This is a genomic window from Stenotrophomonas sp. 3diitr2024 (assembly GCF_042136455.1).
Classification (GTDB): domain Bacteria; phylum Pseudomonadota; class Gammaproteobacteria; order Xanthomonadales; family Xanthomonadaceae; genus Stenotrophomonas; species Stenotrophomonas sepilia.
In genome coordinates this window covers 1-12,207 of the sequence record NZ_JBHHMJ010000504.1, presented here as the reverse complement: position 1 = coordinate 12,207, position 12,207 = coordinate 1, and the positions used below count along the sequence as shown (strand labels likewise).

Annotated in this window: 14 protein-coding genes; 6 read left to right on the top strand and 8 right to left on the bottom strand. The window is 68.1% G+C overall.

Annotation, left to right across the window (positions count from 1 at the left end):
• From ABGA94_RS12830 to ABGA94_RS12810, 5 genes are all read right to left on the bottom strand, one after another.
• Positions 1 to 286 (bottom strand): FecR/PupR family sigma factor regulator (locus ABGA94_RS12830; protein WP_375367457.1); only part of this gene is annotated, 286 nt, incomplete at its 3' end.
• Between the two features lie 68 nt (positions 287 to 354).
• On the bottom strand, positions 355 to 885 hold the full coding sequence (locus tag ABGA94_RS12825) for an RNA polymerase sigma factor (RefSeq protein WP_005416809.1): 531 nt from the start codon (positions 883 to 885) through the stop codon (positions 355 to 357).
• 16 nt (positions 886 to 901) lie between these two features.
• Entirely contained in the window at positions 902 to 1,582 is a 681-nt protein-coding gene (locus tag ABGA94_RS12820) for a TonB C-terminal domain-containing protein (protein WP_053501284.1), read from the bottom strand.
• A 526-nt stretch (positions 1,583 to 2,108) separates the two neighbouring features.
• On the bottom strand, positions 2,109 to 4,529 hold the full coding sequence (locus ABGA94_RS12815; protein ID WP_375367454.1) for a DUF3772 domain-containing protein: 2,421 nt from the start codon (positions 4,527 to 4,529) through the stop codon (positions 2,109 to 2,111).
• Between the two features lie 89 nt (positions 4,530 to 4,618).
• Positions 4,619 to 4,867: a hypothetical protein gene (locus ABGA94_RS12810; protein ID WP_005419952.1), complete on the bottom strand. Its 249-nt coding sequence runs from the start codon at positions 4,865 to 4,867 to the stop codon at positions 4,619 to 4,621.
• A gap of 182 nt (positions 4,868 to 5,049) precedes the next feature.
• On the opposite strand from ABGA94_RS12810, the gene ABGA94_RS12805 reads away from it, so the two are divergent.
• The 3 genes from ABGA94_RS12805 to ABGA94_RS12795 all read left to right on the top strand — a co-directional run bounded on the left by ABGA94_RS12805 (position 5,050) and on the right by ABGA94_RS12795 (position 7,373).
• Entirely contained in the window at positions 5,050 to 5,544 is a 495-nt protein-coding gene (locus ABGA94_RS12805) for a lipocalin family protein (RefSeq protein WP_005419954.1), read from the top strand.
• A gap of 12 nt (positions 5,545 to 5,556) precedes the next feature.
• Positions 5,557 to 6,765 (top strand): FAD-binding oxidoreductase, encoded by a 1,209-nt coding sequence (locus ABGA94_RS12800; RefSeq protein WP_065178856.1) that lies wholly within the window; start codon positions 5,557 to 5,559, stop codon positions 6,763 to 6,765.
• A 125-nt stretch (positions 6,766 to 6,890) separates the two neighbouring features.
• Positions 6,891 to 7,373: a hypothetical protein gene (locus ABGA94_RS12795; protein ID WP_065178855.1), complete on the top strand. Its 483-nt coding sequence runs from the start codon at positions 6,891 to 6,893 to the stop codon at positions 7,371 to 7,373.
• 204 nt (positions 7,374 to 7,577) lie between these two features.
• Here the strand turns inward: ABGA94_RS12795 and ABGA94_RS12790 are convergent, their stop codons facing one another.
• Entirely contained in the window at positions 7,578 to 8,012 is a 435-nt protein-coding gene (locus tag ABGA94_RS12790) for a PepSY domain-containing protein (protein ID WP_065178854.1), read from the bottom strand.
• Positions 8,013 to 8,157: 145 nt separating this feature from the next.
• Between ABGA94_RS12790 and ABGA94_RS12785 the strand changes: the two genes are divergently transcribed.
• From ABGA94_RS12785 to ABGA94_RS12775, 3 genes are read left to right on the top strand one after another with little or no spacing between them, the layout of a single operon-like run.
• Positions 8,158 to 8,448 carry a PepSY domain-containing protein gene (locus ABGA94_RS12785; RefSeq protein ID WP_049403791.1) on the top strand — a complete coding sequence of 97 codons (291 nt, stop codon included), beginning with the start codon at positions 8,158 to 8,160 and terminating at the stop codon, positions 8,446 to 8,448.
• Complete coding sequence (locus tag ABGA94_RS12780) at positions 8,448 to 9,107, top strand: response regulator transcription factor (protein ID WP_375367451.1); 660 nt, start codon at positions 8,448 to 8,450, stop codon at positions 9,105 to 9,107. The genes ABGA94_RS12785 and ABGA94_RS12780 overlap by 1 nt, the downstream gene beginning before the upstream one ends.
• Positions 9,104 to 10,423, top strand: a complete 1,320-nt coding sequence (locus ABGA94_RS12775) for a sensor histidine kinase (protein ID WP_375367449.1) — start codon at positions 9,104 to 9,106, stop codon at positions 10,421 to 10,423. Before ABGA94_RS12780 ends, ABGA94_RS12775 begins: the two co-directional genes overlap by 4 nt.
• Positions 10,424 to 10,585: 162 nt before the next feature.
• Here the strand turns inward: ABGA94_RS12775 and ABGA94_RS12770 are convergent, their stop codons facing one another.
• Complete coding sequence (locus ABGA94_RS12770; protein WP_134955264.1) at positions 10,586 to 10,906, bottom strand: DUF6122 family protein; 321 nt, start codon at positions 10,904 to 10,906, stop codon at positions 10,586 to 10,588.
• Between the two features lie 44 nt (positions 10,907 to 10,950).
• Positions 10,951 to 12,207, bottom strand: a 1,257-nt coding sequence (gene speA / locus ABGA94_RS12765) for a biosynthetic arginine decarboxylase (RefSeq protein ID WP_375367448.1), incomplete at its 5' end; no start/stop codon positions are given.

Here is a 12,207-nt window from a genome sequence, read left to right as displayed (position 1 = left end):
CCACCGCAGCGCCCAGGAAGGCGCGCCGGCTCCAGCGCTGGGCCGGCGTCGGCGCGACCGGTTGGCGCGCGCCGGCGGGCAGTCGCTCGCCGGCCAGCCGCACCTGCTCCCACTGCCGGCGCGCACGGCCAAACGCTTCACGATGACGCGGGTCGGACTCGCACCATGCACGGAACCGGCGCCCATCGGCAGCGGTCGCCTCGCCCGAGGTCAGCCGCACCACCCACGCATGGGCCTGACGCTCAACGGCATCCAGCGGGCGTTGCGGGCGGTCGTCAGGATCCATGGGTCTCATGCCGGACCCGCACGCTGCGGGGTTCTGCTCGGCGTCAAAGTGTAGACGGATGCCGTCGCTCAGAACCGCACCTGGCGCCCCTGCCCGCTGCGTTCGGCCAGGTAGTCCTGGGCTGCCTTCAGCTCCCGCTGCACCAACCGCAGCGACACACCGAGGTGGTCGGCCACGTCGCGCTGCTGCAGGCCATCGACGCGGATTGCCAGCAGGATGCGACGACGGCGCTCGGGCATGCGCTGCAGCAGGCCGACCATGTCTTCCAGCGCGAAGTCCAGCTCGGCCGCCTGCGCCGGCCCCGGCCCTGGGTCGGCCATGTCCATCAGCGTATCCACCTCCTCCAGGCTCAGCAGGCGGTGGTCTGCCCGTTGGCGGTCGATCACGGTGTTCATCGCCATCCGCAGCAGGTAGGCCGCAGGGTTCTGCACCGCGTCCAGGCGGTCACGGCGCGCACTCAGGCGCATCCACGTGTCCTGCAGCGCGTCGCCGGCCAGCTCTTCCGATCCGAGCTTGCGCACCAACCGGCGTTTCAGCTCGTCGTAGGCACCCAGGAGGTGGTCCATCAGATCAACCGCCCCAGCCGTACCGTTGCTCATGTTCGAATCCTTGAAGTCATGGAAGGGGCGCGCGCCGGCCGCAGTCGTGGTCGGTGCCGGAAGGACGGATCTGCAGCGTCACCGGCTGTGGCAGCGCGGCGGCCTCGGTCGCCAGCACCAGGCCTTGCAGCGCCTGCAGCAGGCGTGCGTCGCGGCGATCACTGCCACTGCCGGACAGCAGCTCCGGCTCGCTTACCTGGCCCGCGCCGTCGATGCGGAAGCGCAGCGTTGCGGCATAGCGGCCGGGCGCAATCTCCGGGTCGTCACAGAACGCCGCACGCAGCCGCTGCTGCAACCCGCCGTAGCGACGCCGACGTTCGGCCTCGGGAAGCCCCGCGCCAACACCGGGTTCCGCGGCCGAGGGTTTGCCCCGGCGCAGCACCACACGCTGCTCGCCGATCACCTCTGCCTCGATCCCGGTGTCCTGCAGCAGCGACTCCAGCGCCGCAAGCGGCGCCAGGCTCCCGCGCAGCGCATGGCTGCTGCGGCCCGAAGCAAGGTCGCCGGGGTACATCACCGACCACCCACTGATGACACTGAAGCGCTCGACCGCCTGTTCCAGCGGCTGCGCAGGGATGTCGTAGGCATGAACCGCGTCCTGTGCGGCAGCGGCAAAGGACAGTAGCAGCCATGCGGCGATGGCCACCTTCCAAGTTCTGACCGCATGGTGTCCATTCAGCCCCCTGACGTAGAACACATGACCCTCGGCAGCGACAGCAGCTGCAACGGTCGCGCACCACAACCGGAACCCCGGCCCGCGCGCGACCCGCAAGCGGGCTCAAACCGTACCGAGGGCACATGTCATTGCGATGACCGCCGCCACGGCTGACGCCGGGGCAGGCTCCGTGGGGCCAGTCACGCATCAGGAATCAATGAATCGAACAGACATGACCATCTGCCCCTGGGGTCAGAGCCCGTTGCGCAGCAACGGGATCCGCCCCGTGCCGACCCAAACGTGTCGACCAAGGTCGACCCCCACCAAGAGCAGTTCATGCCGTTCCGGCAGATCGCGGGAAACTGTCGAAGGCGGGGTGGGTCTGGTTGCAGGGGTGTCCGCGGCATGGATGCCGCGGCCAAGCCCCCATGGACGGGTTTACGGCGTCTCCCGCAACCGGACCCACCCCGCCATCCCTCAGGAAGCCAGCTTTTGCTGTTGCTGTTGAAGTTGCCGGCCAGCGGCCGGCACTACCGCGGGTGCAGGGCGCAGCCCTGCAAAGAACCCCCTACTCCTGCGGATCGCGGATGATGTGGATGTCGGTCGGGGTCGACAGCGGAATGTTCCGCTCGGCCAGGATCTGCAACAGGCTGAAGTACAGGTCGCTGCGGGTGGCGTACACCTGCCGCGGGCTGGCCACGTAAGCGAAGCTGTTGATGGTGATCTGGCCACCGGCAATGCTGTCGATGTAGACCGTCGGTGCCGGCTGTTTCAGCACGTTGGTGTGCGCGGTGTACGCATCCAGCAGCGCCTGCCGCAGATTGCCGACATCCGTGCTGGGCGGCACCGCGAACTGGATCTGGATGCGGCCCTGGTTGTTGCCCATCGTCATGTTGCGCACGGTCTTGGTGACCAGCTCGGAGTTGGGCACGATCAACGTCGACTTGTCGCCCACCTGGATCTCGGTCGATCGCAGGCTGATGCGGCGGATGTCGCCCTCCTGGTCGCCCAGCTTCACCCAGTCGCCGATCTTCACCGGCCGCTCGGCCAGCAGGATCAGGCCGGAAACAAAGTTCTGGGTGATCACCTGCAGGCCGAAACCGATACCCACCGACAGCGCGCTGACCAGCAATGCCAGCTTGCTCAGCTGCAGGCCCATCGCCGACAGCGCCCAGATCACCGCGATGATGATGCCCACATAGCGGGCAACGGTACTCACCGAATTGCGCGCGCCCAGATCCAGCTCGGTCTTGGGCAGGTAGGTGTCGGTCAGCCAGCGCTGTACCAGCTGGGTAACGGCCAGGCCAGCCAGCAGCACCAGCACCGCCAGCACGATGCGCACCGGCTCCAGCTTGGTTCCGCCAATGTCGAATCCAGAGGTGAACAGCGAGGAGAAGCGGTCCACCACCGCGCCGATGTTGCCGAACGGTGCCACCAGCGCCAGCAGCGCGATCAGTACGACGATGGTGCGCAACGCCGCCGACAGCAGCACGCCCGCCTGTTCCAGCCGCGATACGCTCAGGCCGGTGCTGAGCAGGATGGTCTGGCCGACCTTGCTGTCGGCGTTGAGCATCCAGGTGCTCAGGTCATCGACGAACTTGAACAGCAGGGTTGCGGCCAGCACGACGATGCTGCCGCCGATCAGCTGCTGGTTCACGAACTTGGCGAAATTCAGGTAGCCCAGCAACGTGGCAACGATGGCCGCCACCACCGCGATATTGCCCGCTACCCGGGCCAGCACCAGCCAGCTGCTGCGGCGCACGGGCGTGGTTGCCCCCACGCCATCGGCCTGTGCTTCCAGCTTGGCCTCGGCCTCGGCGGTCTGCCGGCGATGCAGGCGCGCCAGGGTCACCAGCATGGCCATGATCAGGCCGAGGTAAGTCAGGGCAATCAGGCCGTCCAACGCCACCGTGGTGACGTCGCTGGTGCGCGTAGCCTGGTCGAGGGCCACCAGCACCGTGCTCAGCCAGGCCAGCGCCGCCGCGCCCCAGGCATATTTGCGCAGCTTCAGCGCGGCGGTGTCGTCCAGGTTCAACAGCCGCCATGACGGGCGCTTGGGCACCAGCAGGCAGGCGCTGAGCGCGGCAATGAACGCCGCACGGAAGGTGGCGGTCTCCAGGCCGTCGGCCACGACCTGCAAGCGCGGCGCGATGGCATCGATCGCATCCAGCGCCGCCATCAGTACCACCACGGCATAACCGGGCAGCAGCGTGCCCACCAGCAGCAGCCACATTGCCAGGCCAGACCGGCGCAGTCGTCCATCAGGCGCGCGCTCGGACGCGGCGAACTGCCGCCCCAGCCTGCGCAGCCACAACCGCAGCGGGAACATCATCACCAGCGCGGCCAGCAGGCCCAGCAACGGCGTGCCCCAGCCATGGGTGCGGATGCCGGCCACCAGCGCGTCACGCCCCTGCTCGGCCAACGGCGCAACGCGCGCGATATCGATCGGCAGGCGCTCGGCCACCTTGCTCCACAACGCAGGCGACAGCGGCGAGGCGACCTTCTGGCCCAGTTCTTCCGTACGTTGTGCGGTGCGCTGCTGCTCGATGTCCGCCGCCAGCTGCTGTGCACGCACGGCACTGGCCTTGGCCTGCGCTACCGACGCGGCCAGGCCGTCGCGCTGCCTGGTTATGGCCCGTCGCTGCGCTGCCAGCTCCGGCGGCTCCGTGGTGCCCTCGGCAGGCGTCCCCAGCTGCGCCAGCTGCTCGTTGATGCGATCCAGCTGGGGCTGCAGTGCCTTTTCCAGTGCCTCGGCGTCACGCCGTGCCTGCGAGGCATTCTCGGACAGCATCGCCAGCGTCTCGGTGGCTTCCGCATCGCCACGTTTGCGCTCGACATCCTTCAACCGCGAATCGATGTCCGCCAGCTGTTGCTTGGGCGTGGGGTCCTCCTCCTGCGCCAGCACCGGCGCGGACAGCAGGAAGGCAGTGCACAGCAGCAGGGCCCACCAGGGCCCTCGTGCACGGATCGATCGCAGGAAAGAAGACACGCAGCCACACCGGTTCGCGCGGACCACCGCGCCTGCGCGCGACTATACGGCAGAGGCGGTAAAGGACGGATGGGGGACGCGCAGCAGTATCAGTACTTCAGGCGCAGCTCTTCCACGGTCGGCTGCTGCAGCGCGTACCAGTCCTGGAACTCTTCCTCGGTGATCTCATCGGGCGCATATACCGCCACCGGGTGCCACTCGTGGTCGGTCGGCAGTGGCTGGCGCGGGCCGGCTCGCAGGCTGTAGCTGACGCCCTCGTAGTCGACCAGGTCGTCGACCTGCGGCCACTGTTCGCGCGCGAACGCGGATTCACTCTTCAACAGGATCACCTGGTACATCGGCACCTCCACCTCGGTTGGATCAGGAAAACACGGCGCTGGCGGCAGGATACCGCCATGCCGGTGACAACAGGCACGTCGCAGCGGCGACGGATCGTTCTGGACACGGCCATCGCCCCGGCTTCACCCGCCCATGGCGAGCCCATCGGCATCGTGGAGGCCCGCCCCTGCCACGATGACCGATGACCGAGCACCCGCCGCTGAAGACCGTCGCCGACCTCAAGCTGCCGCGCTACCTGGGCACCTGGTACGAGATCGCGCGCCTACCGATGCGCCACGAGCCGGAAGGCTGCACCGATGTGTCGGCGCACTACACCCTGCTCGACAACGGCAATGTCGGCGTCACCAACCGCTGCCGCATGGACGGCGAGATCGAAGAGGCCACCGGCGAGGCCTGCGCCGTCGACAACGACAGCGCGCGCCTGGAGGTCAGTTTCCTGCCCAAGGGCCTGCGCTGGCTGCCGTTCGCCAAGGGCGACTATTGGGTGATCCAGGTCGCCCCGGACTACAGCGTCTCGCTGGTCGGCAGCCCGGATCGCAAGTACCTGTGGCTGCTGGCGCGCGAGCCACGCCTGGACGCGACCGTGCAGGACCATTATCTGGCCGCGGCCCGCCTGCAGGGCTTCGATCTGTCCGAACTGATCCAGACCCCGCATACCGGCCACCCCACCGCCTGAGCACGACCACGCATGGACCTGAAAAGTGGCTACCCCTGGTGGGCAGTGCGCAACGGACTGCTGCAGGCCTTTCCCCCACTGGAGCAGGATCTGCGCTGCGACGTGCTGGTGGTCGGTGGCGGCATCACCGGTGCGCTGATCGCCGACGAACTGTCCGCCCACGGCCACGAGGTGGCGGTGATCGAGCAGCGCGACATCGGCTGGGGCAGCACGGCGGCCAGCACCGCGCTGTTGCAGTATGAGATCGATACCCATCTGCTGGAACTGGCCGAGCGCTATGGCAAGGATGCCGCCGCCCTGGCCTACCTTGCCTGTGCCGACGCGATCCCGGCGCTGGCTGAAGTGGCACGCGGGCTGAAGGAGGTGGACTTCCGGCAGATGGACAGCCTGTACCTGGCCAGCCGGCGGCGCGACGTGCCGCGCCTGATGGCCGAAGGAGCTGCACGCCGTGATATTGGACTGGACGCGCGTTGGCTGGACCGCGAAGCCCTGCGCGAACGCTTCGACGTGGATGCCGGCGGCGCCCTGCTGACCCGCCAGGCGGCGCGGGTCGATCCCTACTGCCTCACCTACGGCCTGCTTAAACGCGTGCGCCGCCGCGGCGGCCATGTGCACGACCGCACCGTGCTGCACACGCTGAAGCCTGGCGCGCAGGGCGTAACGGCGATGACCGAGGCCGGCGCCACGGTCCGTGCCCGCCACGTGGTCCTGGCCATGGGCTACGCCAACCAGCGTTGGCTGGAACAGCGGGTTTCGCGCAACCGCAGCAGCTACGCCTTCATCACCGACCCGATCGATGCAGGCACGCTGGGCCGGCTGCAGCGCACGATGGTGTGGGAGAGTGCACGCCCGTACCTGTACCTGCGCACCACCGGCGACCGCCGCCTGCTGGTGGGTGGGCTGGACGACGCCATCGATATCCCGGCGCGGCGCGACCGGCGCGTGCAGCGCAAGGCCGAAAAGCTGATGGATCAGCTCCTGCACTGGTTCCCGCGGCTGGACCCGGTGCCCGCCTTTTCCTGGGCCGGCACCTTCGCCGAAACCGCCGACGGCCTGCCCTTCTTCGGCCCGCACGCGCAGTGGGGGCCGCGGGTCCATTTCGCCATGGCCTACGGCGGCAACGGCATCACCTATTCGATGATCGGCGCCCAACTGCTGCGCGCCCGGATCGAGCGGCGCAGGCATGCGCTGGAAGGGCTGTTCGGGTTCGGGCGGTTGTGACCTGCAGCCGGCCGTGGCCGGCTCTACCCCAATCCGGGGCCGACAGGCATCATTCAAGCAACCCCTGCTAGCGTCGGCCTGTACCGCCGCGTGTTGCGTGGCCACCTGTTCGCTGGAGCGCCGTCATGATCCGCCCCCTGACCCTGCTGCTGTGCCTGGCCCTGCCGGGAACCGTGCTGGCCCAGTCCGCCGCCGGCGCCACCGCGCCGCAGGCTGCCGGCCTGGACCTGACGCTGCCGCAGGCGCCGCTGCGCTACCTCAACGACCCGGCCCTGCAGCAGGACCCGCCCGGCACCTATTACGGTGACAAGAGCGGCCCGCGCGTGCACGACGACGCGAAGATCGCCGACGTCACCGACGACAAGGTCAAGGTGTCCGGCAGTTTCACCACCGGCATCGGCTATTCCAAGAACGGTGGCAACAGCCACTACAACGCGGCCACGCTGAACCTGAGCAAGAACTACACCACCGATGAGGGCAAGACCCACGGGGTCAACGTCAACATCCACGTGAGCGAAGGCAAGGGACCGGGCTTCTTCGGTCCGTATGGCGGCTATTACGGCCGCGGCCCGGGCTATTGGGACTACCCGCCGCCGTACGGCTGGTAAGCTCCGCGCCGGGCCCGGGCCGACCCAGGTGGCCGCTATCGCTGCGTACGCTTGGTAGATGTCGACCTTGGTCGGCACGCTTTCTCCCCGTGAGCCGGCCAGCGGCCGGCATCTACCGGTACCTATGCCCGGTAGGTGTCGACCTTGGTCGACACGCTGTCTCCCCGTGAGCCGGCCAGCGGCCGGCACATACCGGCACGCGAATCAATCCAGCCAGCCATCGCGCTCGCTGTGCAGGATGCGGCCGTCATAGCCGCTCAGGCGCACCTCTACCTTCTGGTTGCGGGCATTGCGGGCTTCCAGCGACCAGGTCGCACCATCGCGTTCCAGCGAATGGATCTCGCGCAGGCCATGCGACTGCGCCCGTGCCAGCACCTGCTCGGTAGTCAGCAGCGCGCGGCCGCTGTGCTCGTCGAAGATCTCGCCGGTCTTCGGGTCCACGTAGACCTCGCTGAAGCGGCCATCGGCGCGGCTCACGTCAGCCTCCCACAGGCCATCATCGCGTTCGATCTCGTGGATCTGGGTGTAGCCGGCCTTGCGCAGGGTCTGTTCAACCTGGGCCATGCCCAGCGGCGCGGCCTGTACGGCCGGCGCGACGGCAAGCAGGGCAACAGTGGCGAGGGTGAGCGACTTCAACATGGGGGTTCTCCTGTTCGTGGCCGGACCATCCCGGCAACGCCACGATGCATGGCCCGGTTAACAGCGCCTTAGCCGTGGCTGTTAGCCGGCTGTTAGTCATCCCCGCCACACTCGCGCCTGTACCCCTCTCTCTTTCCTTACCCGCATGCTCGCCACCCTGCCCCTGCTGCTGGCCCTGGCCAACGCCCCGACCGCCGCCGCGCCCCTGCAGGACCCGGCGCAGCAGGTCGCGCGTCGCGCCGTGCAGCAGGGCCGCTACGTGCCGCTGGAGAGCGTGGTGCGCGATGCGCTCAAGCGCTACCCGGGCCAACTGCTGGAAGTGGAGCTGGACGACGGCGTCTACGAAGTGGAGATCCTGCGCGGCGACGGCGTGGTGGTGGAGCTGGACTATGATGCGCGCAGCGGAAAGCTGCTGAAGACGGAGCTCGACGACTGATGCGCATCCTGTTGGCCGAAGACGATGCCGCACTGGCACAGCGCCTGGTGCCCCTGCTGGGACAGGCCGGCTATGTGGTGGCGGTGGTCGCCGACGGTCGCCAGGCCGAGGAGATCGGCCAGATCGAGGACCTGCAGGCCGCCATCGTCGACCTCGGCCTGCCCGGACTGGATGGACTGAGCGTGATCGAGCGCTGGCGCGGCAATGGCCGCAGCTTTCCGGTGCTGGTGCTGACCGCGCGCGGGCGCTGGCACGACAAGCTGGCTGGCTTCGATGCCGGTGCCGACGACTACCTGACCAAACCGTTCCAGGCCGACGAACTGGTGCTGCGGCTGCGCGCCCTGATCCGCCGCAGCCATGGCCACGCCAGCCCGCGCCTGCACTGCGGCCCGCTGCAGCTGGACGTCAATGCCGGCCGCTTTGAACTGGATGGGCAGGCGCTGCCGCTCAGTCCGCAGGAGTTCCGCCTGCTCAGCTACTTCATCCATCACAGCGGCCAGGTGATCGGCCGCGACCGGCTGGGCGAGCAGGTGTTCGACGGTGGCCACGACCCGGACTCCAACGCACTGGACGTGCTGCTCGGTCGCGTGCGCCGCAAGCTCGGCATCGACCTGATCCAGACCGTGCGCGGCCAGGGCTGGCGGCTGGCCGCGCCGTGAGCCGGCAACCATCGCTGCGACGGCGCCTGCTGCTGGCCGGCGGCGTCGGCCTGCTGCTGGTCTCGCTGCTGGCCAGCGCGCTGCTGGGCGAGCTGTTCAAGCGCAGTGCGCGTGACCGCCTCGACCACGAACTGCAGCAGGACATGCTGACCCTGCTGGCGCAGGCCGAAGTGGATGCGGACGGACAGCTGCGCCTGCGCCAGGAACCCAATGATGCGCGCTTCCAGCGCGTGTTCTCCGGTGCCTACTGGCAGATCGCAGGGGCCGATGGCCGCGTGTTGCTGCAGTCGCGCTCGCTGTGGGATGAAACCCTGCCGGCGCCGGTTGCCGGGCCGGCCACCCGCAACCTGGCCGGGCCGCTGCAGCAATCCCTGCGCGCACGCGTGCAGCAGGTGCGCCTGCCACGCGCCAGCGAACCGTTCGTAGCCGTGGTCGCCACCGATCGCAGCACACTGGATGCGGATGTCGCCGCGTTCCGCAACCGCACCGCCATCGCCCTGGGCGTACTGGTTGCGGCGTGGCTGGCGGTGCTGGCCAGCCAGGTGCACTTCGGCCTGCGCCCACTGCATCGCCTCGGTGCGCAGCTGGAACGGGTACGCCGCGGTGATGTGCAGCGCATCGACACGCAGGAGCTGGGCGCGGAGGTCGCACCGCTGGGGGAAGAACTCAATGCACTGCTGGACCACCAGCAACGCATGGTCGCGCGTGCGCGCACCAGTGCACAGGATCTGGCGCATGCGATGAAAACCCCGCTGAGCGTGCTGGCCACCGAAGCTGACGGCGACAGCGCGGACTGGCGGGCGACCGTGCGCGAGCAGAGTGCGCGCATGCAGGCCAGTGTCGACCGTTACCTGGCTGCAGGACTGGCCGCCGACCATCGCCAGCGCACCGACGTGGCGGCCGTCGCACAGGCGATGTGCCGGCTGATGGCACGCGTGCATGGCGAACGTGGCATCGCGTTCACGGCGGCGGGCATCGATCCGACGCTGCAGTTCGCCGGTGCCAGTGCGGATCTGGAGGAGATGCTGGGCAACCTGCTGGACAATGCCGGGCGCTGGGCGCAACAGCAGGTCACTGTCGAAGCGGAAACCAGCGAAGGGCAGCTACGCATCGAAGTGCGCGACGATGGCCCCGGCCTGGCCGCAGACGCGCTGGAACGGGTCACCCAGCGTGGCGTGCGGCTGGATGAGCGCGAAGGCAGCAGCGGGTTGGGACTGGCGATCGTGGGCGATATCGCCGCCAGCTATGGCGGGCGCCTGGCGCTGGAGAATGTGCAGCCGGGCCTGCGCGCGACGGTGTGGTTGCCGGTGGCGTGAAGCGACCAACCTGACGGTGGGTAGTGCCGGCCGCTGGCCGGCAACCACGTAGGCACCGGGAATTCCCTGCGGAAGCCGGCCAGTGGCTGGCTCTACCGAGCGTCAATCCGGCCGGTCGCCGTGCTCCCGTAGGTGTCGACCTTGGTCGACACGCAGCAAGCATCAACGGTGGTGCATCCACCAGCAATCAATTGCGTCCAGCATGATGTGGATGATCAGACCGATGCCGAACAACCGCGTTTTCTTCGGCACGCACAGCCCGGCATAGACCGCAATGGCCGGTGCGGTGTGCAGCGGATGGAAACCAATGCTGCAGCGGTTCGGTGCATAGATCGGGTCGGCCAGCAGATGGTCCAGGTCGATGATCCAGCCCAGCAGCATCAACAACCACGCCGAGGCGAAGCGCTTGCGCCAGAACAACCATGCCAGCAACGCTGGCACGGCGGCATGCAGGAACAGGTGGAAGATCGCGCGCGCGCTCATCGGGGCCGGTAGCGCCGGGCCTATGCCCGGCATTCCCGTTTACCTCAGACCAACGGCTCGTCGGAGAGGTAGGTATAACCGGTCAGGCCGGCTTCCAGCGCGTCCGACAGTTCCTGCGCGCGTTCCGGCGACAGCTGCGCTGCAGCCACGCGCTGCGCATAGGTCGCCCGCAGTTCGTCCAAGCGGTAACCCACGTAATCCAGCATCACGTCGGTGGTGTCGCCGCGGCGCTGCTGGGTAATGGCATAGCCATCGGCATCGGCCAGCACTTCCACCGCGTCGGTATCGCCGAACAGGTTATGGATGTCGCCCAGGATTTCCTGGTACGCGCCGACCATGAAGAAGCCGATGCGGTAGCTCTCGCCCGGCTTCATCTTGTGCAGCGGCAGCGAGCTGTCCAGGCTCTCGTTCTCGACATAGGTTTCCACCATGCCATCCGAGTCGCAGGTCATGTCAGCGATGATGCCGCGGCGGTCCGGGGTCTCGTCCAGGCGCTCGATCGGCACGATCGGGAACACCTGGTCGATCGCCCACACGTCCGGGATCGATTCGAACACGCTGAAGTTGACGAAGTACTTGTCGACCAGGCGCTCGTTCAGTTCGTCCAGCACCGGGCGATGGCTCTTCTCGTCATAGCTCAGGCGCGCACGCACGCCGTGGGCGATGGCGTAGAACAGATCGTCGATGCGCGCACGCTGCGGCAGGTCGATCTGGCCCAGCGCGTAGCTGGCCAGGCCTTCGGCATGGAAATGCTGGGCTTCCTGGAACAGTTCCACCGCCGGGCGCACGTCCAGCTCGTCATGGATCTCGCGCAGGTGGCGGATCGCCGCCGGCTCGTCGTCGTGCTGGTCCGGCACGCGGCCTTCCTGCGCCTCTTCCACTTCCGACACATTGGCGATCAGCACCGCGTGGTGTGCGGTCATCGCACGGCCGCACTCGGTGACGATGCGCGGCGGGGTCAGGCCGAACTCTTCGCAGGCATTGGCCAGCGGCTGCACGATGTTGCTGGCGTAGGAATGCAGGCCGTAGTTGATCGAGCAGAAGCTGCGCGAACGGGTGCCTTCATAGTCCACGCCCAGGCCACCGCCCACATCGACGTGGGTGATCTTCGCGCCCAGGCGCGACAGCTCCACGAAGTAGCGGGTGGCTTCGCGCATGCCGTTGGCGATGTCGCGCACGTTGGAGATCTGCGAGCCCATGTGGAAGTGCAGCAGGTTCAGGCAGTCGGCGTACTCGGTGTCACGCAGCGACTTCCACAGGTCCAGCAGCTGGCGCGGCGACAGGCCGAACTTGGCCTTGTC